The sequence below is a fragment of the Streptomyces spongiicola genome (genome assembly GCF_003122365.1).
GTDB classification, from domain to species: Bacteria; Actinomycetota; Actinomycetes; order Streptomycetales; family Streptomycetaceae; genus Streptomyces; species Streptomyces spongiicola.
Map to the genome: position 1 here is coordinate 3,758,470 of NZ_CP029254.1, position 26,910 is coordinate 3,785,379.

Annotated in this window: 19 protein-coding genes; 10 read left to right on the forward strand and 9 right to left on the reverse strand. The window is 72.6% G+C overall.

What is annotated here, in order from left to right:
• Positions 1 to 14: 14 nt before the first annotated feature.
• Both DDQ41_RS16505 and DDQ41_RS16510 read right to left on the reverse strand, forming a co-directional pair.
• Positions 15 to 1,328: a M18 family aminopeptidase gene (locus DDQ41_RS16505; RefSeq protein ID WP_109297769.1), complete on the reverse strand. Its 1,314-nt coding sequence runs from the start codon at positions 1,326 to 1,328 to the stop codon at positions 15 to 17.
• 458 nt (positions 1,329 to 1,786) lie between these two features.
• Entirely contained in the window at positions 1,787 to 3,613 is a 1,827-nt protein-coding gene (locus DDQ41_RS16510; RefSeq protein ID WP_109295179.1) for an acyl-CoA dehydrogenase, read from the reverse strand.
• Positions 3,614 to 4,018: 405 nt separating this feature from the next.
• Here DDQ41_RS16510 and DDQ41_RS16515 point away from each other — a divergent pair, with 405 nt between their 5' ends.
• The 3 genes from DDQ41_RS16515 to DDQ41_RS16530 all read left to right on the forward strand — a co-directional run bounded on the left by DDQ41_RS16515 (position 4,019) and on the right by DDQ41_RS16530 (position 7,199).
• Positions 4,019 to 4,561 carry an SseB family protein gene (locus DDQ41_RS16515; RefSeq protein ID WP_109295180.1) on the forward strand — a complete coding sequence of 181 codons (543 nt, stop codon included), beginning with the start codon at positions 4,019 to 4,021 and terminating at the stop codon, positions 4,559 to 4,561.
• Positions 4,562 to 4,973: 412 nt separating this feature from the next.
• Entirely contained in the window at positions 4,974 to 5,933 is a 960-nt protein-coding gene (locus DDQ41_RS16525) for a pirin family protein (RefSeq protein ID WP_109295182.1), read from the forward strand.
• Positions 5,934 to 6,092: 159 nt separating this feature from the next.
• Positions 6,093 to 7,199, forward strand: a complete 1,107-nt coding sequence (locus DDQ41_RS16530; protein WP_109295183.1) for an AI-2E family transporter — start codon at positions 6,093 to 6,095, stop codon at positions 7,197 to 7,199.
• Here DDQ41_RS16530 and DDQ41_RS16535 read toward each other — a convergent pair.
• A complete protein-coding gene (locus DDQ41_RS16535) occupies positions 7,121 to 9,310 on the reverse strand; it encodes an ATP-binding SpoIIE family protein phosphatase (protein WP_109295184.1) in 2,190 nt (729 codons plus the stop codon). The genes DDQ41_RS16530 and DDQ41_RS16535 overlap by 79 nt on opposite strands.
• 458 nt (positions 9,311 to 9,768) lie before the next feature.
• Here DDQ41_RS16535 and aspS point away from each other — a divergent pair, with 458 nt between their 5' ends.
• Together aspS and DDQ41_RS16545 are read left to right on the forward strand one after the other, a co-directional pair.
• On the forward strand, positions 9,769 to 11,556 hold the full coding sequence (gene aspS, locus DDQ41_RS16540; RefSeq protein ID WP_109295185.1) for an aspartate--tRNA ligase: 1,788 nt from the start codon (positions 9,769 to 9,771) through the stop codon (positions 11,554 to 11,556).
• Between the two features lie 327 nt (positions 11,557 to 11,883).
• Entirely contained in the window at positions 11,884 to 12,681 is a 798-nt protein-coding gene (locus DDQ41_RS16545; protein ID WP_109295186.1) for a L,D-transpeptidase family protein, read from the forward strand.
• Between the two features lie 479 nt (positions 12,682 to 13,160).
• Here DDQ41_RS16545 and metG read toward each other — a convergent pair whose 3' ends face one another.
• Positions 13,161 to 14,804, reverse strand: a complete 1,644-nt coding sequence (gene metG, locus DDQ41_RS16550; protein ID WP_109295187.1) for a methionine--tRNA ligase — start codon at positions 14,802 to 14,804, stop codon at positions 13,161 to 13,163.
• Between the two features lie 253 nt (positions 14,805 to 15,057).
• Positions 15,058 to 17,058, reverse strand: a complete 2,001-nt coding sequence (locus DDQ41_RS16555) for a VWA domain-containing protein (protein WP_109295188.1) — start codon at positions 17,056 to 17,058, stop codon at positions 15,058 to 15,060.
• Between the two features lie 336 nt (positions 17,059 to 17,394).
• On the opposite strand from DDQ41_RS16555, the gene DDQ41_RS16560 reads away from it, so the two are divergent.
• Both DDQ41_RS16560 and DDQ41_RS16570 read left to right on the forward strand, forming a co-directional pair.
• Positions 17,395 to 19,455, forward strand: coding sequence for a PhoX family protein (locus DDQ41_RS16560; protein ID WP_109295189.1), 2,061 nt, complete (start codon positions 17,395 to 17,397; stop codon positions 19,453 to 19,455).
• Positions 19,456 to 20,143: 688 nt separating this feature from the next.
• Positions 20,144 to 20,551, forward strand: coding sequence for an RNA-binding S4 domain-containing protein (locus DDQ41_RS16570; protein ID WP_109295190.1), 408 nt, complete (start codon positions 20,144 to 20,146; stop codon positions 20,549 to 20,551).
• A 371-nt stretch (positions 20,552 to 20,922) separates the two neighbouring features.
• Here DDQ41_RS16570 and DDQ41_RS16575 read toward each other — a convergent pair whose 3' ends face one another.
• The 3 genes from DDQ41_RS16575 to DDQ41_RS16585 all read right to left on the reverse strand — a co-directional run bounded on the left by DDQ41_RS16575 (position 20,923) and on the right by DDQ41_RS16585 (position 24,312).
• A complete protein-coding gene (locus DDQ41_RS16575) occupies positions 20,923 to 22,884 on the reverse strand; it encodes an FUSC family protein (RefSeq protein WP_109295191.1) in 1,962 nt (653 codons plus the stop codon).
• 215 nt (positions 22,885 to 23,099) lie between these two features.
• Positions 23,100 to 23,558, reverse strand: a complete 459-nt coding sequence (locus DDQ41_RS16580; protein ID WP_245991170.1) for a hypothetical protein — start codon at positions 23,556 to 23,558, stop codon at positions 23,100 to 23,102.
• A 67-nt stretch (positions 23,559 to 23,625) separates the two neighbouring features.
• Positions 23,626 to 24,312 carry a TetR/AcrR family transcriptional regulator C-terminal domain-containing protein gene (locus DDQ41_RS16585; RefSeq protein WP_245991169.1) on the reverse strand — a complete coding sequence of 229 codons (687 nt, stop codon included), beginning with the start codon at positions 24,310 to 24,312 and terminating at the stop codon, positions 23,626 to 23,628.
• 92 nt (positions 24,313 to 24,404) lie between these two features.
• Between DDQ41_RS16585 and DDQ41_RS31340 the strand changes: the two genes are divergently transcribed.
• Entirely contained in the window at positions 24,405 to 24,581 is a 177-nt protein-coding gene (locus DDQ41_RS31340; protein WP_162602697.1) for a hypothetical protein, read from the forward strand.
• Positions 24,582 to 24,594: 13 nt separating this feature from the next.
• Positions 24,595 to 25,422: an MBL fold metallo-hydrolase gene (locus tag DDQ41_RS16590; protein WP_109295193.1), complete on the forward strand. Its 828-nt coding sequence runs from the start codon at positions 24,595 to 24,597 to the stop codon at positions 25,420 to 25,422.
• Between the two features lie 345 nt (positions 25,423 to 25,767).
• Here DDQ41_RS16590 and DDQ41_RS16595 read toward each other — a convergent pair whose 3' ends face one another.
• Positions 25,768 to 26,190, reverse strand: coding sequence for a DUF7144 family membrane protein (locus DDQ41_RS16595; protein WP_109295194.1), 423 nt, complete (start codon positions 26,188 to 26,190; stop codon positions 25,768 to 25,770).
• Between the two features lie 235 nt (positions 26,191 to 26,425).
• On the opposite strand from DDQ41_RS16595, the gene DDQ41_RS16600 reads away from it, so the two are divergent.
• Positions 26,426 to 26,803 (forward strand): hypothetical protein, encoded by a 378-nt coding sequence (locus DDQ41_RS16600; RefSeq protein ID WP_109295195.1) that lies wholly within the window; start codon positions 26,426 to 26,428, stop codon positions 26,801 to 26,803.
• The last annotated feature ends 107 nt before the right edge of the window (positions 26,804 to 26,910 follow it).

The following is a 26,910-nucleotide window of genomic DNA, read 5'->3' on the forward strand; positions in this document are numbered from 1 at the left end:
GGCCCCTGCCACGGTCAGCCCTCGAGGAACGCGACCAGCGCGTTGGCCAGCAGGTACGGGTCGTCCGAGCCGCAGAGTTCGCGGGCGCTGTGCATCGAGAGGATCGCCACGCCGATGTCGACGGTCCGGATCCCGTGGCGGGCGGCGGTGATCGGGCCGATCGTCGTGCCGCACGGCATCGCGTTGTTGGAGACGAAGGTCTGCCACTCCACGCCCGCGCGCTCGCAGGCGGCGGCGAAGACGGCCCGGCCGCTGCCGTCCGTCGCGTACCGCTGGTTGACGTTCACCTTCAGGATGGGGCCGCGGTTGGGGCGGGGGTGGTGCGTGGGGTCGTGGCGCTCCGGGTAGTTGGGGTGCACCGCGTGGCCGGTGTCGGAGGACAGGCAGACGGTGCCGGCGAAGGCCCGGGCGCGGTCCTCGTAGGTGCCGCCACGGGCGAACACCGAGCGCTCCAGCACCGATCCGAGCAGCGGGCCGTCCGCGCCGGTGTCGGCCTGGGAGCCGTTCTCCTCGTGGTCGAACGCGGCGAGGACCGGGATGTACGGCAGGTCGTCCCGGCCCGAGACGGCGGCGAGCGCCGCCGTCCCCGCGTGCACGGAGAGCAGGTTGTCCATCCGCGGGCCGGCCACGAGTTCGCGGTTGCGGCCGAGGAACGCCGGGGCCTCCACGGCGTGGGTCATCAGGTCCCAGCCGGTGACCTCGCCGGGCGGCAGGCCGCTCTCCTCCTCCAGGAAGGAGATCAGGTCGCCTTGTCTGACGGTGCCGCCGAGGCCCCACACGGGCTGCATGTGCTTCTGCTTGTCCAGTTGCAGCCCCTTCTCGTGGATCGAGCGGTCCATGTGGATCGCGAGCTGGGGCACGCGCAGCAGCGGACGGTCGATGTTCACCAGGCGGGTGGAACCGTCCCGCAGCGTCAGCCGGCCCGCGAGGCCGAGGTCGCGGTCGAGCCAGGAGTTGAGCAGCGGTCCGCCGTAGATCTCGACGGCGATCTGGCGCCAGCCGTACGCCCCCGTGTCCGGTTCCGGCTTGACCCGGAGGTTGGGGGAGTCGGTGTGGGCGCCGACGATACGGAAGGGGGTGTGGGCCGGTGCGCCCTCCGGCACGTACCAGGCGATGACGGCGCCGCCCCGGAGCACGTACCTGCCGCCGCCGGCGCCGTCCCAGACGTCGGTCTCCTCGACCCGTCGGAACCCGGCTCCGTCCAGCCGCTCGGCGGCGCTCGCCACGGCGTGGTACGGCGTGGGGCTCGCCGCGAGGAAGGACATCATGTCCTCGGTGTGCCCGCGGTCGAAGGGGGTGGGCGACGGGGAGGCTGCACGGCTGTTCATGGTGCTCACCTTAACGAGCGTTCCTCGCACGGCCGGTCCGTACGGTGGACCGCGGCCGGGCGCTGCGGCACGGGGCCGCTCCGTGCGGTGGGCCGTGTGGTGTTCCGGTCCGTGTGGTGTTCCGGTCCGTGTGGTGTTCCGGTCCGTGCGGTGCGGTGGGCCGTGTGGTGTTCCGGTCCGTGTGGCGTTCCGGTCCGTGCGGTGCGGTGGGCCGTGTGGTGTTCCGGTCCGTGTGGCGTTCCGGTCCGTGTGGTGTTCCGGTCCGTGCGGTGGGCCGGGTGGTGCGCCGGTCCGGGTGCCGGTCCGTGCGGTGCGGCGTGCCGTGCGGTGTTCCGGTCCGTGCGGTGGGCCGGGGCGCGGCGGCGGGCCCGGTACGCGGGAAGACCCGCTCCCGGGCGGGAGCGGGTCTTCGCTTCGGTCGGCGTGAGGGCCGGACCGGGTCGATGCGGGGGCCGGGATCAGAAGGCCGCCTCGTCCAGGTCCATCAGCTCGTTGTCCACGCCCTCGGCGATCTCGCGGGCGAGCGAGACACCCGGCAGGACGTTGGCGGCGAAGAACCTCGCGGCCGCGATCTTGCCCTGGTAGAACGCCCGGTCCTTGGCGGAGGCGGTCTCCAGCTTCTCGGCGGCGACGGCCGCGCCGCGCAGCAGCAGGTAGCCGACGACCACGTCACCGGAGGCGAGCAGCAGACGGGTGGTGTTGAGGCCGACCTTGTAGATGTTCCTGACGTCCTCGCCCGTGGCGGTGAGGTCGGTGAGCATCCGGCCGACGATCGCCTCCAGGTCGACCGCGGCCTTGGAGAGTGCGTCGCGGGCGCCGGACAGCTCCTCGCCGCCGGTGCCGACCGCGAGGAACTTCTTGATCTCCTCGGCGAGCGCGTTCAGCGAGGCGCCCTGGTCGCGGACGATCTTCCGGAAGAAGTAGTCCTGGCCCTGGATCGCCGTGGTGCCCTCGTAGAGGGTGTCGATCTTGGCGTCGCGGATGTACTGCTCGATCGGGTACTCCTGCAGGTACCCGGAGCCGCCGAAGACCTGCAGCGACTGGGCGAGCTGCTCGTACGCCTTCTCGGAGCCGTAGCCCTTGACGATCGGCAGCAGCAGGTCGTTGAGGCCCTGAAGGGACTTGGCGTCCTCGCCCGCGGCCTCCTTGGACGCGATCTCGTCCTGCACCGACGCGGTGTAGAGGACGAGGGCGCGCATGCCCTCCGCGTACGCCTTCTGCGTCATGAGCGAGCGGCGCACGTCGGGGTGGTGGGTGATGGTGACCTTGGGCGCGGTCTTGTCCATGAAGTTGGCCAGGTCGGGGCCCTGGACGCGCTCCTTGGCGTACTCCAGCGCGTTGAGGTAGCCCGTGGACAGCGTGGAGATCGCCTTGGTGCCGACCATCATGCGGGCGAACTCGATGATCATGAACATCTGGCGGATGCCGTCGTGCTTGTCGCCGATCAGCCAGCCCTTGGCGGGGTGCCTGTCGCCGAAGGTCAGCTCGCAGGTGTTGGACGCCTTGAGGCCCATCTTGTGCTCGACGTTGGTGGCGTAGACGCCGTTGCGCTCGCCCAGCTCGCCGGTCTCCCAGTCGAAGTGGAACTTCGGCACGAGGAAGAGGGACAGGCCCTTGGTGCCGGGGCCGTGGCCCTCGGGGCGGGCGAGGACGTAGTGGAGGATGTTCTCCTCCATGTCGTGCTCGCCGGAGGTGATGAAGCGCTTCACGCCCTCGATGTGCCAGGAGCCGTCGTCCTGCTGGATCGCCTTCGCGCGACCGGCGCCGACGTCCGAGCCCGCGTCGGGCTCGGTGAGCACCATGGTGGAGCCCCACCGCTTCTCCACCGCGATCCGGGCGACCTGCTTCTGCGCCTCGTTGCCCTCCTCGTAGAGGATCCCGGCGAAGGCCGGGCCCGAGGAGTACATCCATATCGCGGGGTTCGAGCCGAGGAGCAGCTCGGCGTAGGACCAGACGAGGGAGCGCGGCGCGGTGGTGCCGCCGATCCCCTCGGGGAGGCCGAGGCGCCAGTACTCGGAGTCCATGAAGGTCTGGTAGCTCTTCTTGAAGCTCTCCGGCACCGGAGCGGTGTTGGTCTCCGGGTCGAAGACCGGCGGGTTGCGGTCGGCGTCGGCGAAGGACTCGGCGAGGTCGTTCTCCGCGAGGCGGGCGATCTCGTCGAGGATGCTCTTGGCGGTCTCGACGTCCATCTCCGCGAACGGACCCGTGCCGTACAGCTTGTCGCGCCCGAGGACCTCGAAGAGGTTGAACTCGATGTCGCGGAGATTCGACTTGTAGTGCCCCATGGCGACGGCTCCGTAACGGATCGGGGAGGAGGCAGGGTCCTCGTTGCAACTACCGGCAAGTAGCTACGATGATGCTACCCGTCGGTAATAAGAAGCAACCCCCCACCGGCATCTGTGACGCGACCCGCATACCGGCGGCCGAGCCGGGTCGGGCGGCTCGCACCAGACTCTCCCGCCGTCGGGGCCCAGGTCCACACCCCGGCGCAGACCGACCGCCGCCGGCTGGGCGAGGCCCCGCCCCGACTCCTCGTGGCCCCGGCCCGGCGCCCCACGGGCCCGTCCTCGCCGTCGGTGCCGGAGCGTGGTCGTCGTTCGTCGGGGCGATCGGGTCCGGGGAGCCCGCCCGCTGAGACGTGACCGGCTGCCGGGCCCGCCCCCCGGCGGAGCCTCGGTAGTCTTGCGCCCATGTACGGCTACGACCAGACCCCCGGCGGTCAGCAGCACTACGGCCCTCCGCCGCAGCAGCCGATGTCGGGCGCGGGCATGCCCGGGGCGGGGATGCCCGGAGCCGGGATGCCCGGAGCGGGGATGTCCGGTGCGGGGATGCCCGGAGCGGGCTACGGAGAGCAGCCGCTGTACCCCGAGCCGTCACCCCCCTCGCTCGCCGACGCGGTGCGGGCCTTCACCACGGGGTCGCTGTCCGCGGAGGACTTCCAGCAGATCTTCGCGACGTCGAAGGTGTACTGCCCGCGCGGTGACAACCCGGGCTTCCTGGCCCTGCACAACACGCAGCAGCCGGTGATCCCGATGTTCAGCTCGCTCAAGGAACTGCGCCGCTACGCGGGCAAGGAGTCCAAGTACTTCGTGATCACGGGTGCCGAGGTGATCGACCTGCTGCCCACCGGGTACGGCTTCGTCCTCGACATGGAGGGCGAGCACCGGATGGTCTTCGACGCGAAGGCCGTGGAGCAGATGGTCGACTTCGCGATGCGGCGCATGTACGGCTGACCGGTCCGGACCGTACGCCTCCTTGTCTCCGGTTGCCCCCGCTGCCGGCGTTTCCGCTGCTCTCTCCGCTCTCTCGGGTGTCTCTGCTCTCTGGCTGTCTCACGTTTCTTGCGTTTCTTGCGTTTCTCGCGGTTCTTACGTCTCTCTGGTCTTCCCACGCGGCGACCGGCCCGCACCCCTCGGTGCCCGCCGGTCGTTTTCCGTGCGGGGTGCGGGGTGCGGGGTGCGGGGTGCGGGGTGCGGGGTGCGGGGTGCGGTGGCGCCCGCGTCCCGGTGGGGGGGCGTGCGACCACCCCCGCCGCGGCCGCCGGTCCGGCGACCGCGGCGGGGTGGGAATGCGGTCGGCGGGATCGGCGTTGTGGGTGGCGAGAAGTTCGAGATTCAACTAACTTGGACGTACGAGGAGGCCTCCATGCCCGCAGTGACCGTCCAGAACCCGCTGACCCTGCCGCGCGTGACCGCGGCCGGTGACGCCGTGCAGCGTCCCGTACTCGCCGTGACCACGGCGCCCCAGGGGTACGAGGGGGAGGGCTTCCCGGTGCGCCGCGCGTTCGCCGGGATCAACCACACCCACCTCGACCCGTTCGTCATGATGGACCAGATGGGCGAGGTGGAGTACCAGCCCGGGGAGCCGAAGGGCACCCCCTGGCACCCGCACCGCGGCTTCGAGACCGTCACCTACCTGATCGACGGGACCTTCGTCCACCAGGACAGCAACGGCGGCGGCGGGACCATCCGCAACGGCGACACCCAGTGGATGACGGCGGGCTCCGGGCTGCTCCACATCGAGGCCCCGCCGGAGGAACTCGTCGTGAGCGGCGGTCTCTTCCACGGGCTGCAGCTCTGGGTGAACCTGCCGGCGGCGAACAAGATGATGGACCCGCGCTACCAGGACATCCGCGGCGGCCAGGTCCGGTTGCTCACCTCCCCCGACGGCGGCGCCCTGCTCCGGGTGATCGCCGGAGAACTCGAGGGTCACCGGGGACCCGGCATCACCCACACCCCGATCACGATGGTCCACGCGACCCTGCGGCCGGGCGCGCGGATCACCCTGCCGTGGCGCGAGGACTTCAACGGCCTCGCGTACGTCCTCGCCGGACGCGGTGCGGTCGGCGCCGAGCGGCGGCCCGTGCACACGGGGCAGACGGCCGTGTTCGGCGAGGGCGGTGCGCTGACCGTGCGGGCCGACGACACCCAGGACGCCGTCGGCACCGGTGACCTGGAGATCGTGCTGCTCGGCGGACGGCCCATCCGGGAGCCGATGGCGCACTACGGGCCGTTCGTCATGAACACCCGAGAGGAACTCAAGCAGGCGTTCGAGGACTTCCAGAAGGGCCGCCTCGGTACGGTCCCGGCCGCCCACGGGATGTGAGCCCCCGGCCCGGGCGCGCCCGCCCGGGCGCTCGGGCCGGGCGACGCCGCCCACCCCGGGGCCCGTCGGCCCGTCCCGCCCGCGGCTTCCCCGGCGGCCCGCCACCCGTCCGGCCCCGGCGGACGGGACGGGCCGCGCCGGGCGTGGTCGGCTGGAACCGTGCCGCCGCCGCAGACCCTTCTCCCCCGGCCCGTGCAGCGCCTCGCCGCCTGGTGCGCCGTCGCGCTGCTCGTCGCGGGGGTCGGCGCCGTCGGCGTGTGGCTGATCACCGAGTTCAAGACCGCCGTCACCCCCCTGCTGCTCGCGCTGCTGGGTACCGCGCTGCTCGGTCCGCTGCACCGGCGCCTGATCAGGATGAAGGTGCAGCGCTCGCTCGCCGCGGGGATCACCTGTGCGGCGGTCGTGGCGGTCGTCGGCGGGGCGCTGTACATCGTGGTCAACGCGCTGATCGAGTCCGGGGACCAGATCATCGCCTCCCTCAAGCGGGCCGCGGCCGACCTGGCCAGGCACTTCGGAGCCGCCGGCACCTCGCTCGACGACCTGGCCACCAACTCCAGGGAACTGCTGAGCAGGTTCGGCGGGACCGCCGCGTCCGAGGTGATCTCCGGCATCAGCGTCGTGGGCGAGATGATCGCCATCGCCGTCCTGGCCCTGCTGCTGAGCTTCTTCTTCCTCCGCGACTCCGACCGCGCGGTCTCCACCCTGCGCTCCCTCGTCCCGCAGTCCACCGGGGACATGGCGGAGGCGATGGGGCGGCGGGCGTTCGAGGCGGTCGAGGGCTTCATGCGCGGCACCACGTTCATCGCCCTCATCGACGCCGTCTGCATCACCGTCGGCCTGCTGGTGCTGCGCGTGCCCGGGGCGGTCGGGCTGGGCGCGCTCGTCTTCGTCTTCGCGTACATCCCCTATCTGGGGGCGTTCATCTCCGGCTCGATGGCGGTGCTCGTCGCGCTCGCCGACCGGGGCTTCGTCATCGCGCTCTGGGCGCTCGGCGTCGTCCTCGCCGTGCAGGCCCTGGAGGGGCATGTGCTCCAGCCGGTGATCCAGAGCCGCACCGTCCAGATGCATCCGGCGGTCGTGATGCTGGCGATCACCGCGGGTGCGGGCATCGCCGGGATCCTCGGGATGCTGCTGGCCGTGCCGCTCACGGCCGCCGCGTTCGGCATCATCGGGGAACTGCGCAGCCGCTACGGGGCGGTCGGCGATCCCACGCAGGGACCCGGTGGCACCGGCTCCGGCGGGCCGTCCCCCGACCCCGGCTCGTAGAGCTCGAACCAGACCGACTTGCCCTCGCCCCGCGGGTCCACGCCCCAGACGTCGGCGAGCAGCTCCATCAGCAGCAGTCCCCGACCGGACGACGCCAGCTCGCCGGGCCGCCGCTGGTGCGGCAGCTCGTCGCTGGTGTCCGAGACCTCCACCCGCAGCCGCCTGCGCCCGGACCTCCCGGTCGCCTCCGCCACCAGCAGAGCGTCACCGTCGGTGTGCACCAGCACATTGGTGACCATCTCCGAGACCATCAGCACCGCTGAGTCGACCTGCTCCTCGTCGGCCCAGTCGTACAGCAGGTCGCGCATCTGCCGCCGCGCCGTCGAGATCCGCTCCGGCTCGGCCTGGCGGACGGTGAGCACCGTGCGGCGCGGGGCCCGGCGGGCGGGCCGGCCGTGCCGGGACAGCAGCACGACCGCGATGTCGTCCTCGCGCCGGTCCGAGAGCGGGCCGGTGGTGTGGTGGGAGGCCGGTCCGTGCACGGCCTGCACCAGCGCGTCCGCGAGCTTCTCCAGCGAACCCGCCTCGTCCCGGTGCTCCTCCAGCACGGCCCGGATCCGTTCCCACCCGCTGTCCAGGTCGTGGCCGCCGGTCTCCAGCAGTCCGTCCGTGCAGATCATGATGGTCTCGCCCGGCTCCAGCACGATCTGCGTCGTGGGGTAGTCGGAGTCCGGGTCGATCCCCAGCGGCAGACCGCCTGCGGTGGGTCGCAGGATCACCGTGCCGTCGGCCAGCCGGATCGCCGGATCGGGGTGCCCCGCCCGGGCGACCTCGATGGCGCCGGTCGCCGGGTCGCACTCCAGATAGAGGCAGGTCGCGAAGCGCGGGGCGCTGTGGCCGCCCACGGGGTCGCCGTCGTCGTACGCCTCGCTCTCGGTGTAGTCGTGCAGCCCCGCCAGGAAGCGGGAGGCCCGGGCCAGCACCGCGTCGGGACGGTGGCCCTCGGTGGCGTAGGCGCGCAGGGCGGTCCGCAACTGCCCCATCAGCCCGGCCGCCCGTACGTCATGGCCCTGGACGTCTCCGATGACCAGCGCGATCCTCCCGCCGCCCGGCTCTGCGGCGGGGGAGGCGCCGGGCAGCGGGATCAGGTCGTACCAGTCGCCGCCGACCTGGAGGCCGCCGCCGGTCGGAACGTACCGGGCCGCGACCGACATGCCCGGGATGCCCGGCCCCAGGGACGGCATCATCGAGCGCTGGAGCCCCCGCGACAGCTCCCGCTCGCTCTCGGCGACCCCGGCGCGGGTCAGCGCCTGCGCCAGCATCCGGGCCACGGTGGCGAGAACGGAGCGCTCGTCGGGCGTGAAGGCGACGGGATGGCTGAACGCGGCCATCCAGGTGCCCATCGTCCGGCCCGAGACGATCAGCGGCAGAAAGGCCCACGACTGTCTGCCGTAGCCCTCGATCAGCGGCCACATGGCGGGGTACCGGCGCCGGTACTCCAGCGGCGTCGGCACGTAGAGGGCCCGCCCCGTCCGGATGACCTCGGACACCGGGTACTCGGTCTCGATCGGCAGGTCCGCGAGGGGGCCCGCCACATGCTCGTCGTAGCCGTGGTAACCGACCACCGTGAGCCGGTCCGCCTCCACGCCGAAGACGGCCAGACCGTCGGGGGAGAAGCCCGGCATCGACAGCGAGGCCGCGACCCGCAGCACCTCGGCGGTGGACCGGGCCTCGGCCAGCGCCCGGCCCGCGTCCAGCAGGAACGCCTCGCGGGAGCGCCGCCAGTCGCCGATGACCGGGGTGTGGGCACTCGTGCCCGGCTGCGGCTCCGGGACCTCCTGGACGGTGCCGAACAGGCGGTAGCCGTCGCCCTCGGCCTCCGGCTTGGAGCGGCTGCGGATGGTGCGCAGCACCCGTCCCTCCGCGTCGACCACCCGCACCCGGGACTCGGCCAGCGTCCCCTCTGCCACGGCGAGCCCGATGGTGCCGCTGACCTCGTTCCAGTCGACGGGGTGCAGAAGGGAGCGCACGGCCGAGGCGGTGTATCCGCCGGCCCCGCCGGACAGCCCCAGCAGGCGGGCGGCCTCCGCGTCGAGGATCACGGTCCCGGACGCGTTGTCCCAGCGCCAAATGCCGGTCGCCGTCGCAGCCAGGACGTCCTCGGTGCGCATTGTCCCACTGTATTCGGGTTGCTCCGGTGCACACCCGCTGGGCCGGGCACCACTGGACGGGGGGCGGACAGGGAGCGGACAGGGAGCGGACGGGGACGGCGGGGGGATGGACAGGGGAGGGACAGGGAGCGGACGGGGACGGCGGGGGGATGGCGGGGGGATGGACAGGGGCCGGACGGGGGCGGACAGTGGACGGCCGGTGCCCGGCCGGGGCCGGCGGTGCCGGTACCGCCCGTGCCTGCGGTGTCGGCCAGGGGACGGCCAGAGGGCGGCCAGGGGACGGCCGGTGCCCGCGGTACCGGTGCAGGGCCGGTGCAGGGCCGGTGCCCGCGGCGCCCCTCCGCGGGCAGTCCCCGCGCCGCGCGGTACCGCGCGGTAGATCCGGACGGGCGGCCGTGGGCCGGGCGGTAACCTGGGTTGGTCCGCCCACACCCCCCATCGCGAAGACTGGATGAACGATGCACCGGTACAGGTCCCACACCTGCGGCGAGCTCCGCGCCTCTGACGTCGGCACCGACGTCCGGCTGAGCGGCTGGCTGCACAATCGCCGAGACCTGGGCGGCATCCTCTTCATCGACCTCCGCGACCACTACGGTCTGGTCCAGCTCGTCGCCCGCCCCGGCACCCCGGCCAACGAGGCACTGAGCCACCTCACCAAGGAGTCCGTCGTCCGCGTGGACGGCAAGGTCTCCGCCCGCGGCGCGGACAACGTCAACCCGGACCTGCCGACCGGTGAGATCGAGATCGAGGTCACCGGCGTCGAGGTGCTCGGCTCCTCGGCCCAGCCGCCCTTCACGATCAACACGGACGACGGGGTCAACGAGGAGCGGCGACTGGAGTACCGCTTCCTCGACCTGCGCCGCGAGCGCATGCACCGCAACATCATGCTGCGCACCGCCGTGATCGCCGCCATCCGGCAGAAGATGACCGCGCTCGGCTTCAACGAGATGGCCACCCCCATCCTCACCGCGGCCTCCCCCGAGGGGGCCCGCGACTTCCTGGTGCCGTCCCGGCTGAACCCCGGCAAGTTCTACGCGCTGCCGCAGGCCCCGCAGCAGTTCAAGCAGCTGCTGATGATCGCGGGCTTCGACCGCTACTTCCAGATCGCGCCCTGCTTCCGCGACGAGGACGCCCGGGCCGACCGCTCGCCCGGCGAGTTCTACCAGCTCGACGTCGAGATGAGCTTCGTCGAGCAGGAGGACGTCTTCCGGCCGGTCGAGAGGCTGATGACCGAGCTGTTCGAGGAGTTCGGCGGCGGCCGCCACGTCACCTCGCCGTTCCCGCGGATCCCGTTCCGCGAGGCGATGCTGAAGTACGGCTCCGACAAGCCCGACCTGCGGGCGCGGCTGGAGCTCGTCGACATCACCGACGTCTTCGAGGGCTCGGAGTTCAAGGCGTTCGCGGGCAGGCACGTCCGGGCCCTGCCGGTGCCGGCCGTCCAGGACCAGCCGCGGAGGTTCTTCGACCAGCTCGGCGAGTACGCGGTGGAGCAGGGCGCCAAGGGCCTGGCCTGGGTGCGCGTCGGCGACGACGGAGCGCTGTCCGGCCCGATCGCCAAGTTCCTCACGGGGGAGAACGTCGAGGCCCTCACCGAGCGCCTGGGCCTCAAGCCCGGTCACGCGGTGTTCTTCGGCGCCGGTGAGTTCGACGAGGTGTCCAAGATCATGGGTGCGGTGCGGGTCGAGGCAGCCCGCCGCTCCGGTCACTTCGAGGAGGACGTCTTCCGGTTCTGCTGGATCGTCGACTTCCCGATGTACGAGAAGGACCCCGAGACCGGGCGGATCGACTTCTCGCACAACCCCTTCTCCATGCCGCAGGGCGGTCTGGAGGCCCTGGGCACCCAGGACCCGCTGGACGTCCTCGGCTGGCAGTACGACATCGTCTGCAACGGTGTCGAGCTGTCCTCCGGCGCCATCCGGAACCACCGGCCCGACATCATGTTCAAGGCCTTCGAGATCGCGGGTTACGACCGCGAGACCGTCGAGCGGGAGTTCTCCGGCATGCTCCGCGCCTTCCAGTACGGTGCCCCGCCGCACGGCGGCATCGCACCCGGCGTCGACCGCATCGTGATGCTGCTGGCCGACGAGCCGAACATCCGCGAGACGATCGCGTTCCCGCTCAACCAGAACGCGCAGGACCTGCTGATGGGCGCCCCGGCGGAGGTCGAGGAGGCCCGGCTGAAGGAGCTGCACATCGGCCTCTACCAGGGGCCGGCGAAGCCGACGCCCTACAAGCCCACCAAGTAGGGCCGAACCCGCCGAGCCGGGCTGTCCGACAGCGGTCCGCGACGCGATGAGCCCGGAAGGGCCCGGAACCAACCTGATCCTGGCGATCCCGGCCGGTTCCGGGCCCTTCCGCGTTGTTTTCGTGCTCCTTCCGAGTCGTTCACGGCGCCGAGCCGGCGACCGGCGACACCGCGGCGGGAAGGCACGGGGGGAGCCGTCGACGGCCCGCCGTGACCCGGCCGGGCCCGTGCGCGCCGCCGCGGCCGCCCGGACCGCATGTGCCGTGTGGACCCGCCGGGACCGTCCGGCCGCCCGCACCGCACGAGGATCACGAGAGGACATCGCGGAGTGCTCAGCACCGTACTGACCAGAGCAGCGCTGCCCCTGCTGGCCGCCGGACTGCTGCTCGGGGGCTGCGCGAAGCCCTCGGCGCCGTCCCCGGCCGCCGGCCCCGTTCCCCCCGCGCCGGACGCCGCGGCGCCGCACGCCGGCCCGCCCGCCGGTTCGAACGCGGTGCCGCACGGCGGCCCGCCCGCGGCGGACCGGGCGAATCCAGCCGGGCTGCCCGGTCTCGGGCCCCGAACGGGTGAACTCGTCCCCGCCGGCACCGGCCAGGCCCTCCTGGTGAGGGGGAGGTCCGCCGACTCCAGCGAGTCCACGGCGACGCTCTACGAGCGCGACGCGGAGCAGCGCTGGAGGGCCGTCGCCGGGCCGTGGCCGGCACACAACGCCCTCAAGGGCTGGACCGACGAGCACTGGGCCGGGGACCACCGCACGCCGATCGGCGTCTTCGGTCTCACCGACGCGGGCGGCCGGTTGCCCGATCCGGGCACCAGACTGCCGTACCACCAGTCCGAGGAGTTCGTGGCCGTCGGCACCGGCTTCCGGGGCGAGAGCCTGCGGGGATCCTTCGACCACGTGGTGGCGATCAACTACAACAGGGAGTCGGGACTGACCCCGCTCGACGAGCGGCGGCCCATGGGCTGGGACCGGGGCGGCGGTGTCTGGATCCACGTCGACCATGACGGCCCCACCCAGGGGTGCGTCTCGCTCGGACTGGACCGGATGGCGGAGCTGCTGCGCAGACTGGATCCGGGCAAGCGGCCGGTGGTGGTGATGGGGGACGGCGAATCGCTGGCACGCTGACCGCCGCGGGGTCGCGGGGTCGCGGGGTCGCGGGGTCGCGGGGTCGCGGGGTCGCGGGGTCGTGAGGCCGTGAGGCCGTGACACGGGGTGGGGGTCGGACCGGACGGCCGGAGGCTCTGCGGTGCGACCGCGGGGCGCCCGGGACAGCACCCGGGCCAGCACCCGGGGCATGCAGAGCATGCGGTCTGTGGAGACGCGGGACACGCGGACATGCGTACGCGACTACTTGAGTACGCAGGTATGTGCGTATGTGCCGAGGGGCCCGGGGGTGCCGTGACCTGTCCGCTGCTTCGACAGCAGGCCGACGACGCGCCCGGACCCGCACCGCGCTCCGCCGTTCGGCGGTCCGACGCGCGGCGGAGAGCGGTGCGGGGGGACGGACCGAGCGGACCGAACGCTTCAGACGGGGTGTGCGGGCGGAACGGACCAGACGGGCTGTGCGGACCGAATGGACCAGACGGGCTGTGCGGGCGGAATGCTCAGCCCTTGCCGGGCTCCTCAAGGCGCGGGAAGAGCACGGCGCCCTTCGTCACCGTCGAGCCGGCCGGCAGCGCCCCCCATTCCGCCGCGTCCTGGACCCGCTGGTCCGCCAGGGCGCCGAGCGACGCCTCGGCGCCCAGGGAGTCCCACAGCTTCCGCGAGGTTTCCGGCATGACCGGGTTCAACAGCACGGCGACGGCCCTCAGCGACTCCGCGGCCGTGTACAGGATGGTCGCGAGACGGGCCCGGCCCCCCTCGGCTTCCGCCGGGTCGGCGGCCTGGTCGAACGCGGTCCTGGCGACCTTCCACGGCTCCTGCTCCGTGATGTAGCCGTTGACCTGCTTCACGAAGTCGAAGACCGCCAGGATCCCGCCCTGGAAGTCCAGTTCCTCCCCGATCCTGCGGTCCGCCTCGGCCACGGCCTTCGCCAGGCCGTCCCGGACCGCCTTCTCGGCCTCGCCGTTCGCGCCGGCCTCCGGCAGCGACCCGCCGAAGTACTTGCCCACCATCGCGGCGACCCGGGACGCCAGGTTGCCGTAGTCGTTGGCGAGTTCGCTGGTGTAGCGGGCGGAGAAGTCCTCCCACGAGAAGGAGCCGTCCTGGCCGAAAGCGATCGCGCGCAGGAAGTACCAGCGGTACGCGTCCACGCCGAAGTGCGAGGTGAGGTCCTGCGGCTTGATGCCGGTCAGGTTCGACTTCGACATCTTCTCGCCGCCGACCATCAGCCAGCCGTTGGCCGCGATCCTGCCGGGCACCGGGAGCCCCTGGGCCATCAGCATCGCGGGCCAGATGATCGCGTGGAAGCGGAGGATGTCCTTGCCGACGAGGTGGACGTCCGCGGGGAACGTGTCCTCGAACTTCGCCGGGTTCTCGTTGTAGCCGACCGCCGTCGCGTAGTTCAGCAGGGCGTCGACCCACACGTAGATGACGTGCTTCTCGTCCCACGGGATCGGGATGCCCCAGTCGAACGTCGACCGGGAGATCGACAGGTCCTGAAGACCCTGCTTCACGAAGTTCACGACCTCGTTGCGGGCGGACTCGGGCTGGATGAAGCCGGGGTTGGCCGCGTAGAACTCCAGCAGCTTCGGGCCGTACTCGCTGAGCTTGAAGAAGTAGTTCTCCTCCTTGAGGATCTCCACCGGCTTCTTGTGCACGGGGCACAGCTTCTCTCCGGCGTACGCCCCCTCGCCGTCCAGCAGCTCGCCGGGGAGCTTGTACTCCTCGCAGCCCACGCAGTACGGGCCCTCGTACCCGCCCTTGTAGATCTCGCCCTTGTCGAAGAGGTCCTGTACGAACTCCTGGACCCGGTCGGTGTGCCGGCGCTCGGTCGTGCGGATGAAGTCGTCGTTCGCGATCTCCAGATGCTCCCAGAGAGGCTTCCACGCCTCCTCCACGAGCTTGTCGCACCACTCCTGCGGGCTGACGCCGTTCGCCTCCGCGGTGCGCATGATCTTCTGACCGTGCTCGTCCGTGCCGGTGAGGTACCACACCTTCTCGCCGCGCTGGCGGTGCCAGCGGGTGAGCACGTCGCCTGCGACGGTCGTGTAGGCGTGGCCCAGGTGAGGAGCGTCGTTGACGTAGTAGATGGGGGTCGAGACGTAGTACGCCTTCGCCCCGTGCTTCTCGGATCCAGTGGCCGCCATGGTCGAAATCCTAACGGCCGCGTGAAGATCGACTCACCCGTGTAAGCCGCGCACACGGTGCCGGACCGCCGGCCGGGTCATCCCCTGCCCGAAGCCCTTCAGCCGCCGCCCGCCGGCCGCGAGCCGCCACAGCCAGCCTCGCGGCCTCCGGCCCACGGCCTCCGGTCGCCGGCCCGCGGTCGCCGTCGGGTCGCGGCGATCTTCGTCCCCGGCCGGTGCGGCGCTCTCGGCGCACCGGCCGGGGACGCCGTCCTCAGCCCCCGCGGCGGTCCAGCCACTTCGGGAAGGCGCCCAGCAGCCCCTCGTAGAGCTCCTCGTCGGTGAGCTCGCGGGGATCCGGGCCGGCGTGGAAGAACGCGGCGTTCTCCACGGAGGCGTCGGCGTCGAGCTTCCGCAGGAAGTCGAAGCCCTTGGCCTCGTGCTCACCGAAGGCCACGAACTGCCAGAAGAACGGCTTGTCGGCCACGTCCGCCAGCGCCTGCCTGGCCGGCTGCTTGGCGTCGGGCGGGCCGTCGGTCTGGAAGACGACGAGGGCGGGGCCGTCGGCGCCCGACTTCTCGTGGTGGGCGACGACCTCCTCTACGGCCCGGTGGTAGCTGGTCCGCCCCATGCGCCCGAGACCCGCGTGGAGTTCGTCGACGCGGCCCTCGTGCTCGGCGAGTGTCAGCTCGCCGCTGCCGTCGATGTCCGTCGAGAAGAACACGACATGCACGGACGCGTCCTCGTCGAGGTGCGCCGCGAGCGCCAGGGTCTGCTCGCCGAGCTGCTGTGCGCTGCCGTCCTTGTAATAGGGCCGCATCGACCCGGACCGGTCCAGCACGAGATACACCTTCGCCCGAGCCCCGGCGGCTCCCGCGGTGCTCAGCGCCGTGCCGGCCGCCTGATACGCGCCGACGAGCGCCGCCGCCCGCGCCTTGACATGAGCCAGGGGGAGGGCGGACTCGCCGCCGGTGTCGGTGGCGTGGGAGGCGATCGGCTCGGTGGCGGGCTGGGGCTCGGCGGCCGGGGTGTCGGTCTCGGAGGTGGCGGAGTCCGTGGCGGGCGAAGGAGCCGGCTGGGTGGGCGGCGGTCCGTCGACGGCCTCGGGCGCGGTGCCGTCCGGAGCAGCGGCGGCGGGCTTGGTGGCCTCGGCGGGCTTGGTGGGCTCGGTGGTGGTGGCCTCGGTGGGCTCGGGCGCCATGGGAGCGGGGCCAGCCGTTGCGCTGGTGTCCGCCTCGGCGGTGGTCTGCGCGGTCGGCTCGGGCTGCGCCGGGCCGCTCCCGGTGCGCGCGTCGGCGGCTGGAACCGCGTCGGCGGGGGGCGCCTGGGCGGGGACGCTCCCGGTCGCTTCCGGCTCCGCCGCTCTCGTTTTCTCGGTAGCGGTAGCGGTAGCGGTAGCGGTAGCGGTAGCGGTGCGGGTGTCGGTGTGTGTGTCCGGGGCCGACGTGGTGTCCGCCTCGGCGGTCGCCTCCGTCGCCCGTGTCGCCTCCGTCCCGGCTCCTGCGGCGTCGGCCTCTACCGCGTCCGGGTGCTCGTCGGCGGTGGAGGCCCCGTCGGCCGCTTCCGGCCGGGCGGGCTTCGTGTCCTCGGCATCGCCTGAAACGGCTGAACCGCCCGAAGCTGCTGAACCGGCCGGGGCGGTCTCGGACGTGGCGCCGGCCGCGGGTTGGGTGGCGGGCTCGGCGGCGGGTTGGGTGGCGGGCTCGGTCTCCGTGCCGGCCGTGGGCGCTTCGGCCGCGGCCGCCGTCGCCTCGGCGTCCGGAGCGCCGGTCTCGGCCGTCTCGGTGACCGAGGACGCACCCTCCTGAGAGGGCTTCTCGTCCCCGGCGACACCCGCCTCCACGGCCTGGGGGGCATCCGTGGTCGCCGCCCTGGCGCCCGCCTCCGTCGCCTCCGCGGTGTCTGCCGCCTTCGTGTCCGGGGCCTTGGCGTCCGGGGCCTTCGCGGTGTCCGTGCCCGCAGCCTTGCCGTTCGTCGCCTCCGCGGCCTCCGTCGCCTCCGCGGTGTCTGCCGCCTTCGTCGCCTCCGCGGCCTCGGCGGTGTCCGCGTTCGCCGCCTTCCCGTCAGCCGCGTCAGCCCCGTCAGCCGGGCCAGTCGCGTCCGGCCTGGACGGTGTCCGGGCCGGCGGGATCGTCGGGCGGGTGCCCGGGGGAGCGTCGAACGCCGCCGCCACCAGATCCGCCGCGCGGTCCTGCGGGGTGGGGGCCTCGGCCTGGGGCGGGACGGAGGCGGGGGCGGTAGGGGTCGTCGTGGAGGCCGGTGAGGACGACTCCATGCGCTCGCGTCCAAACACCTTTCGCAGCAAGCTCCGAATGCCCATGTGCGAGGCCTTTCGCGTGAATTGGGTGCGATCAATATCCGCATTTTCCGGCAATACCCGGTCTGACTGTGGCAACGCCGCAGTTCCGGCCACCGCGGAAACGTAAGGTTAGCGGCCGCTCTGCCCTACAGCAGCAAGCCCCTCCCGCGTCAAGAGCGCCCCGGTCCCTCCCGATTCATCCCGCGTTCACCTCTCGTCCGCCGCCCTGCACACATGTACCCCTACCGTCACGGCCGGAGACATTCCGACACGATGTCGGCGCAGAGTGCGCCGAGGGGACAGGGAGAAGACGTGCGCAGAATCCTGCCGCTTCTGAGCTCGAACCACGCCGGCGGTCGTTCCGCTCTGACCTGCCGGTACCGCTGCGGTGACGCCTGCTTCCACGAGGTGCCGAACACCAGCGGCAACGAGTACGCCGGTGACATCATCGCCGGGACGCTGTCGCGGCGTTCGATGATGCGGACCGCCGCCGTCGTGACCGTTGCCTCCGCCGCTGGCGGTGCCGCGCTCACGCAGCACGCGCCCTCCGCGCAGGCCGCCGCGGTGCCCGCCGCCGGTGACGCCCGCCATGGCGGGCACGGGGGCGGCAAGGGTGCCCGCGGCCTGCGCTTCACCCCGGTCGCGCCCAACACGGCCGACGCGGTGACCGTCCCCGAGGGCTACACCCGGAACGTGGTGATCCGCTGGGGCGAACCGATCCTGCGCGGCGCGCCCGCCTTCGACGCCGACCGGCAGTCGGCCGAGGCGCAGGCCGGGCAGTTCGGCTACAACAACGACTTCCTCAGCCTGCTGCCGCTGCGCGAGCACGGCCGTCAGGTGCTCGTGGCCAACCACGAGTACACCGACGAGCAGCTGATGTTCAAGGGCTACGACGCCGCCGACCCGACCCGCGAGCAGGTCGAGATCGGCTGGGCCGCGCACGGCCTCTCCGTGGTCGTCGTCCAGGAGGAGCGCAGGAGCGGCAAGCTCACCCCGGTCGGCCGCCACTGGCTCAACCGTCGTCTGACGGCCACGAGCGAGTTCCGCCTCACGGGCCCCGCCGCCGGGAGCGACCTGCTGAAGACGTCCGCCGACCCGTCCGGCACCAAGGTCCTCGGCACCCTCAACAACTGCGCCGGAGGCACGACCCCGTGGGGCACCACGCTCCACGGCGAGGAGAACTTCAACCAGTACTTCGCCAACGGCTCCAGTGCCACGGACAAGCGCTACGGCCTGAGCGCCGGTGCCACCGAGCGCAAGTGGGAGCGTTTCGACAGGCGCTTCGACGCCGCCCTGGAGCCCAACGAGTCGCACCGCTTCGGCTGGGTCGTCGAGCTCGACCCGTACGACCCGGACTCGACGCCCCGCAAGCGCACGGCGCTCGGCCGCTTCAAGCACGAGGCCGCGCAGCCCCGGCTGACCCGCGACGGCCGCCCGGTGGTGTACATGGGCGACGACGAGCGCTTCGACTACTTCTACAAGTTCGTCTCGTCGAGGCGGATGAAGAAGGGCGACGGCCGTGCCGCCCGCGAGCACAACCTGACGCTGCTGGACGAGGGCACGCTGTACGTCGCCAAGCTCACCGGCGACTCACCCCAGGACATCGACGGCAGCGGCAGGCTCCCGAACGACGGAGAGTTCGACGGCAGCGGCGTGTGGATCCCGCTGGCCACCGGCGACGTCTCACACGTCCCGGGCATGACCGCCGAGGAGGTGTACGTCTTCACCCGCCTCGCCGGCGACAGGGTCGGCGCGACGAAGATGGACCGTCCCGAGGACGTCGAGCCGAGCCCGCGCACGGGCCGGGTGTACGTCGCGCTGACGAACAACACCGACCGCGGCAAGGCCGGCAAGCCCGGCGCGGACGAGGCCAACCCGCGCAACCTCAACAAGCACGGCCAGATCCTGGAACTCGCCGAGCACTGGGACGACCCGTCCTCCGACGGCTTCGCCTGGCGGCTGTTCCTGGTCGCGGGCGACCCGGAGGACCCGGCCACGTACTTCGCCGGCTACCCGAAGGACGGGGTCAGCCCGATCTCCTGCCCGGACAATGTGGCCTTCGACCCGTACGGCAACCTGTGGATCTCCACCGACGGCTCCCAGCTCGGCTCGCACGACGGTCTGTTCGGCGTCGCGACGGCCGGTGAGCGCCGGGGCGAGCTGAAGCAGTTCCTCACGGTCCCGAAGGGCGCCGAGACCTGCGGCCCGATCATCCAGGACCGGCGGGTGGTCGTCGCGGTCCAGCATCCGGGCGAGGTCGACGGGGCGACCGTCGAGAAGCCGGCCTCGGCGTGGCCGGACGGACCGGGTCGGCTGGTCCGCCCGTCGGTCGTCGCCGTCTACCGCAAGGACGGCCGCGACATCGGCGTCTGACCCCGGTGAGCCCCGCGGGCACGGCCGCTCCCGCCGGGCCCGCGGGGGAGGCCGGGCCCGGCCGCGGCGGCGCCGAAGCAGGCCGTCAGCGCCACGTCGATCCGGTCCCGCTCCCGCTTCCGGTCCCGCTTCCGGTCCCGCTCCTGCTCCCGCTTCCGGTCCCGCTCCTGCTCCCGCTTCCGGTCCCGGTCCCGCTTCCGGTCCCGCTCCTGCTCCCGCTTCCGGTCCCGGTCCCGCTTCCGGTCCCGCTTCCGGTCCCGGTCCCGGTTCCGCTCCCGCTCGCGGTTCCGCTCTCGCTCTCGCTCCCGGTTCCGGTCCACGGTCCCGGTTCCGCTCCCGCTCCCGCTCCCGGTCCCGGTCCCGGTCCACGGTCGTGCCCCGGCCCGGCGCGCCTGGCGTCCTCGAAGCCCCCGACCGGGCCGAGCGCGGTCGCGGCGAAGGGCATCACCACCGCCGCGGTGCCCTCCGCGGTGCCCCCGTGGTGCCCGCCGAGATGCCCGCCGAGATGCCCGCCGAGGTGATCCCCACTCAGGGGGGTGTTCCAGCGCCGGCCGGTGCTGCCGCTCATCGGATGTCCCCGGGTGCCGGGGCATACGGCGATGGATCGGGGAGGGCGGCCTCGCTGGAGGGGAGGTGCCGCGACGGGGGACGGAGCGCATCGAAGTCGCTCCCCCGTACCCTCGGTGGTATGGCGGATGGCACGGGGGCCCCTGGGGCCGCTGAAGGGACGGCGCGGGTCGACGTCTGGATCTGGTCGGTGCGGCTGACCAAGACCCGTTCACAGGCGGCGGCGGCCTGCCGTGGAGGTCATGTTCGGGTCAATGACGAGCGGGTGAAGCCCGCGCACGCGCTCAAGGCCGGGGACGAGGTGCGGCTCTTCCATGCGGGCCGGGAGCGGATCGTGGTGGTCTCCCGCGTCATCCGCAAGCGCGTCGGCGCGCCCGCGGCCGTGCAGTGCTATGTGGACAACAGTCCGCCGCCCCCGCCGCGTGAACTCACCGCACCGACGGGGCTACGGGACCGGGGCGCGGGCCGGCCGACGAAGCGCGACCGCAGGGAGATGGAGCGCCTGCACGGCCGTACGCCCTCCCGCTGACGGGGGACGGCGCCGGCGGGGGTGCGGCGTCGGCGACCTGCCTGTGGTGCCGACGGCCCGGCCGGGCTCAACGACTCCGTTCGGTGCGTCAGTTCGGTGCGTCAGTTCGGCGACTCGGTTCGGCGACTCGGTTCGGTTACCCGCTGGGTGACCCCCGTCGGTGGGCCCGCCGGCTGACCCCGTTCGGTGACCCCGCCGGGTGATGGGGATGCGGAGCCGTCCGCCGTCCGGGGTTTCCGGGCGGGGTGTGGTGCCGTCCCCCGCCCGGGGCCCGTCCGTGGCGTCCGGGCGGGTCGTACCCGTACGTGCGGTCATGACCCGGGCGGTCACGGCCTGTGCGGTCACGGCCTGTGCGGTCACGACCCGGGCGGTCACGACCCGGGCGGCGTGCCGGACGCGGCGGACGGGGAAGCGATCATTCGGGCGGCCGCCACCTCCTGGCGGACCGGTTCGAGGACGCTCCGCTCGTCGCCCCCCGGTTCCGCCCGCAACCCGGCGGGTTCCTCCCGGGAGCGGATGTCCCCGGCGAGTTCGCGCAGATGCCGTACGACCTCGTCGACTTCGCCCCGCGCGGGCGGGGCGGCACCGTGGTCGACGCGGACCCCGGCCGCGGTCGTGGCGTCCGCGATGCGCTCGACGGCGACGACGAGCGGCCACCATGCGGCCGCGCGCGTGCCGGCGGGCGGCGGCTCGGTGAGCGCCCGCTGGAACTCCGAGCGCACGGCCGAGAGATCCCGGTAGAGCCGGCGCCTGGACCGTGCTCTCTCCGCGTGGTCGGCTTCGGTGCTGAAGGCCAGTGCCACATGGCGCGCGGCATGGTCGACGGAGTCCGCGAGCCGGTCCCCGATGCGGCTGTGCCAGCTCTCCGGCCAGAGCAGGTATCCGGCGACGAGCACGATCGCGCAGCCGATCAGGCTGTCGACCAGGCGTGCTCCGACCAGCCCGATCCCCTCACGGCTGAGCAGGTCGGACAGCAGCAGGATCACCGGGGTGATCGCCGCGGTCTGGAAGGCGTACCCCTTCGCGGAGAACGCGGGGATGAGTCCGCCGAGGACGAACATGACGGGCACGTCCCACCAGCCGCGCGGCACCTCGGCGAGTACGGCCGCCGCGACCACCAGACCCGCCACCGTGCCCAGTCCGCGTCCCACCGCGCGGGAGAAGACCGAGCCGAAGTCCGGCTTCAGGACGAAGGTGACGGTGAGGGGGACCCAGTAGGACCGGTCCAGCTCCACGACCGAGACCAGCGTCTGGGCAAGGCCGACGCACAGGGCCAGGCGCAGTCCGTAGCGCCAGGACGCCTCGGAGAACAGCACCTCGCGTGCGGTGCCGCGCACCCGGACGCCCAGCGCGGCGGGCCGGCCGAGGCGGTCGTCCACGTTGTGGGGGTCGGGGTCCTTCCCGAGGACGACGCCGGCCGCGTGCCGCAGGGCGTGGTCGACCGCGCGTTCGGTGGGTGTGGCGGGCGGTGCCAGAGCCGGCCGGTACCGGCCCGGGGGGCCGTGCTCGACCGCGTCGGCGAGCATCCGGACCTGGGTGACGACGTCCGGGGGGAGCGGACGGCCGCGCTGGTCGGCGGCGAGCGCGGCCTCGACGACCGGGATCAGGGCGTTGAGCTGGGCCAGCAGTCTGACCAGCGAGGGGTTGCGGACGTGGTCGGTGGCGCGGCGGGCGAGGATCAGGTCGTAGGAGTCGTTGAGCGACTGGGTGACGGCCCGGCGGCGCTCTCCGAACCCGCCGCAGCCGGCCGCGTCCAGCAGGTCGGCGACCGCCCGGTAGGCGCGGGCCACCGCCGACCGCTCGGGCGCGCCGCCACGCAGCGGCCAGCCCAGAAGCGCGAGGGCGAGGACGAAAAGGCCGCCGAGACCGAGCAGCAGTGGGGGCGCCCACCAGGGCCGGGGCAGCGGCAGCCCCGACCCGATGACCGCGTTGAGCAGCAGCAGCAGTCCCGAGGCCGAGGCCACGGCGCCGATCGAGGAGATCATTCCGGATACCAGGGCCACCAGTGTGAGGACGGCGACGGTGAGCCATCCCCGGCCGTACGCGACCGTGCCGAGTGTGACGCCGACGGCTCCGAAGACCTGGGGGACGGCGATGTTGAGAAGCCGCATCCGGTAGGCGTCGGCGGTGTCGCCGATGACTCCGGAGAGGGCACCGATCGACACCAGCGCCCCGAACACCGGACGGTCCAGCGCGAAGCCCACGGCGAGCGGTGCCGACAGCGCCACGGACGCACGGGCGACCGCCGCCCGGTTCACCGGCGTGCGCTGCGGGCGCAGTCCGGAGACCAGCCATGCCGGCGGGGCCAGCCGTACTCGCTCCTTCAATGTCACCCCTGGTGCGGTCCGGTCCGGTCCGGTCCGGTCCGGTCCGGGCCGGGCCGGCGATCAGCGGGCGCGGCCCGTCCGCCGGAGGCCGGGGGAACGGGGCACCGCCTGGGCCGCCATCATGGCTCACCGGCACATGGCGGACCGACGCCGGTCCCGCACACGGTCGCCGGCGGGACCGTGTGCGGGACCGGCGGCGACCGAGCCGCCGTGACGGGCGCTCAGTGCCGGATCGCCTGCCCGATCTCGGCCGGCGGCGTGCCGGAGAGGTCCCGGTGGGTCTGCGCCTTCGCGGACTTCGTACCGCCGGGGGGCACCGCGTCGATCGACACGACCGTGGCGTCCAGCAGATTGCCGCTGCTGTCCTTCCAGTTGACCAGGACCGTGTAGTCGGCGGTCTGGTCCGTGGGGTTCGTCGCGGTGATCTCGTTGGAGAGGCGGTTGTTCTCGGCCTCCGTCGGGCCGGCCTTCACATCGGACTTGGCGTTCAGACCGCCCTTGATCTTCGCCAACTCGGAGGCCGCCGCCGCGGTGGCCGACTGGACGGCCTCACCCGCCTCGGAGGCCACCGATCTCGGGGTCTCGCCACTGTCGTTCGTACAGCCGGTCATCCCGGCCGCGAGCGCGGCGGCGGTCGCGGCGGCCATGACGGCGTTCCGTATCCCATGGCTCGAACTCATACGCACCAGGGTGCGCCCCCGGGGCGGGTTCGGCCACTCGGCCCGGCGGCGCACCGGCGGGGCCGCGTCAGTCCGGTGCCACCGGAGCCAGGTCGCGCAGTGCCGAGATGAGCAGCTCGACTCCGAAGGCGAACTCGGCCTCGTGGTCGTTCACGGCCAGGATCGGTGCGACCTTGGCGACGGCGGGGAAGCCGGAGCCGGCGAAGTACGCGGCGCGTGCCGCCAGTCTCTCCTCCGGAGCCCGGGTCTCGCGGCCGGATCCGGGTCCGCTGCGGACCTCCTGCAGGAGGGTGCCGACCTGGAAGGAGACGAACAGGCGCAGCACGCGCACCGCGATCTCCTCGTCGAAGCCGTGGTCGAGCATCATCGCGATCATCGTGTCCACCGGTGCGAGGGCGGTGCGGGTCGACAACTGCCTCATCAACACCATCTCGCAGGCCCGCGGGTGGCGCAGGGACGCTCTGCGAAAGCCGTAGGAGAGGTCGCGGATGCCCTCCTCCCAGCCGCCCGCCATCCGGCGCGGCATCCGCATGTCGCCGGTGATGAACTCGGTCACCCCGTCAAGGATGTCGTCCTTGCCCCGCACGTGGTTGTAGAGCGACATGGCCTGGACACCGAGGCGGGCCGCGATGCGGCGCATCGACAGCGCCTCCACGCCCTCCTCGTCGATGATCAGCAGTGCCGCCCGGATGATCCGGTCCCGGCTCAGGGGCCGGCGAGGGCCGGGTACGCCAGGTCGTGCTCCTCGGGCCATGAGCGACGGCTCCTCTTTCGGGTGGCGATATGCGTTAGCGCTTGACGGCTTACAGCGTAAGTGCTTCCCTCCTTCTCGTACTTACGGTGTAAGTGGCGCAACTGCTGTGGAGGCAGGGCGAGATGAAGCACGGATCGACCGCCCACGACGCGGCCGCCCGTGCGAGCGCCTTCCAGGACCGAGCCACGAGCGGACGGTCCGCCGAGCACAACAGCACGGCCACCATCCTCTCCCAGCCCGGCCGCCCCGCGCCGGGTGTCCCCCTGTGAGCAGGAGGCACAGATGCCTGTGCGTACGCCCCCGACCCGTCAGCGGCGCTCGGCGGCCACCATCCACCACCTCGACTGCGCACCGCTGCGCCCCGTGGGCGGTACGCCGCTCGTGGCGCACTGCCTGCTCATCGCGACCGGGAGCGGGCTCGTGCTCGTCGACACCGGTCTGGGCGCCGCCGAAGTCTCCGACCCGCGGCGGCTCGGCACCCTCTTCCGCCGCACCATGCGGCCGGAACTGGACCTGTCGCGTACGGCCGTCCACCAGGTACGGGCACTGGGCTACGACCCCTACGACGTCCGGGACATCGTTATCACCCATCTCGACCAGGACCGGGCCGGAGGCCTCGCGGACTTCCCCCGCGCCCGCGTCCACGTGATGGCCGACGAGTACCGCGCGGCGATGCGGCGCGACACCCGCCTCGAGGGCAACCGCTACCGGCCCGCCCAGTGGGCGCACGGCGTCGACTGGGTCGTCCACGACCACGCGGACTCGGACTGGATGGGCTTCCCCGCATCCCGGGTGCTGCGCGCCCCCGACATCCTGCTGGTGCCGCTGCCCGGACACACCCGCGGACACAGCGCGGTCGCCGTCCAGGAGCCGGACCGCTGGCTGCTCCACGCGGGCGACGCCTACTTCTTCCACGGCGAGATCGATCTGCGCCGCCCTCGCTGCCCCCGGCCGCTCGCACTCCACCAGCGGCTCGTCGCCGACGACCACGACATGAGACTGGGTCAGCTGGAGCGGCTGAGGAGCCTGCGCCGGGCCCACCCCCGGCTTGTGCGGATCTTCTCCTCGCACGACCCGGTCGAGTTCGAGCTGATGGCGAACGGCGGCTGAGGGACGGCCCCCGGGACCCTTCCGCGACGCGGCGGCCCGGTTCTGCCACCGGTGGTGCGGTGGGGCACCCTGCCGCACCACCGTCGGCAGAACCGGCAGAACCGGCAGAACCGGCAGAACCGGCAGAACCGGCAGAACCGGCAGAACCGGCAGAACCGGGCTGAGGCAGGCCGAGGCAGGGCCGTGGCGGGACCAGACCGAGGCGGAACCGGGCGTGGCGGGACCAGACGGGACCCCCCGCCGGAACCGGGCCGGGCCAGATGGGATCGGACGGGACCGGACGGGACCGGGCCGGGGCAGTGGGACAGCGCCGAATCGGGCCCGATCAGGCTGAATCAGGCCCGATCAGGCGATTCGGCGCGATTCCGTGGACACCAGCGCCCAGATGACGAACACCGAGACGGCCATCGAGAAGAGCGTCCAGATCGGCTGGTAGGGCAGGAACAGGAACTGGACGATGATGTTCAGCGACGCCAGGGCGACACCCAGATAGCGCGACCATTCCATGCCCCGGAGGATTCCCAAACCGGTGACCGCCACCAGGATCCCGAGGACCAGATGGACCCAGCCCCAGGCCGTGAGGTTCCAGGAGAAGACATAGCCGCCGACCCGGAGGTAGACCTCGTCCTCGACGATGCCGGCGATCCCCTCCAGGATGCTGATGACACCGATGACCAGCATCAGGACGCCGGCGAAGAGGGTGCCCCCCGCCGCCCATCCGTTGTCCGGACCGGCCCCCGACGCGCTCCGTGCAGTGTGTTGGCTCATGGCGCAATCCTGGGGCGATGGGCCCGCCCCGGCATTTCAGCGGATCCGTTCGGGTGACGGCCCGCCAGGCGGTCGCGGTCGACCCCGGGGGCGACCGCCCCGCCCGGTGGTCGAGGGCCGGGCCGGCCGCCCGGGGCGGAGCACGGCTCCCCGTCCTGATCCACTTGCCGCACCGGCTGCCCGGGTGTCCGCTGGGGGGAGGGAAGCCGGGGGACGGAGCGGAAGGAGTTCTGCCATGGCCCACACGGCGGTGCCCCAGCGGCGCCAGGGCAGCACCCTGGGCATTGCGCTGCCGGCCGTGCTCGGTGTGATCTACGGCCTCTACACGTCCTTCCTCGCCCGGATGTCCGGTGAGTCCGGGGCCGTCCAGTTCGCGATCGGGCTCGTCTCCTGCGTGGTGCTCGCCGGGCTCTGCTACGCCCTGGGCCGCTACCAGCACAGCCTTCCGCGGGAACTGCGTGCCGTGGCCTACGCGGTGCTGGTCGGCAGCTCGTTCGGCTATCTGCACAGCCTGTCCGGCGACAGCATCCTCATGTCGGTCGTGCTGTCCGTGATCATCGCGGCGGCGACGTTCTGCGTGATGTTCTACACCTTCTACGTCCACGAGGAGTGACGTCTCCGCCCACGAGGCACCCCGTGAGGCGCGGCCGCCGGATCCGATCCGGCGGCCGCGCCTCGCGTTCCCGCGCCTGTGGTGTCGGACCGGGGAGGGAGCGGAGG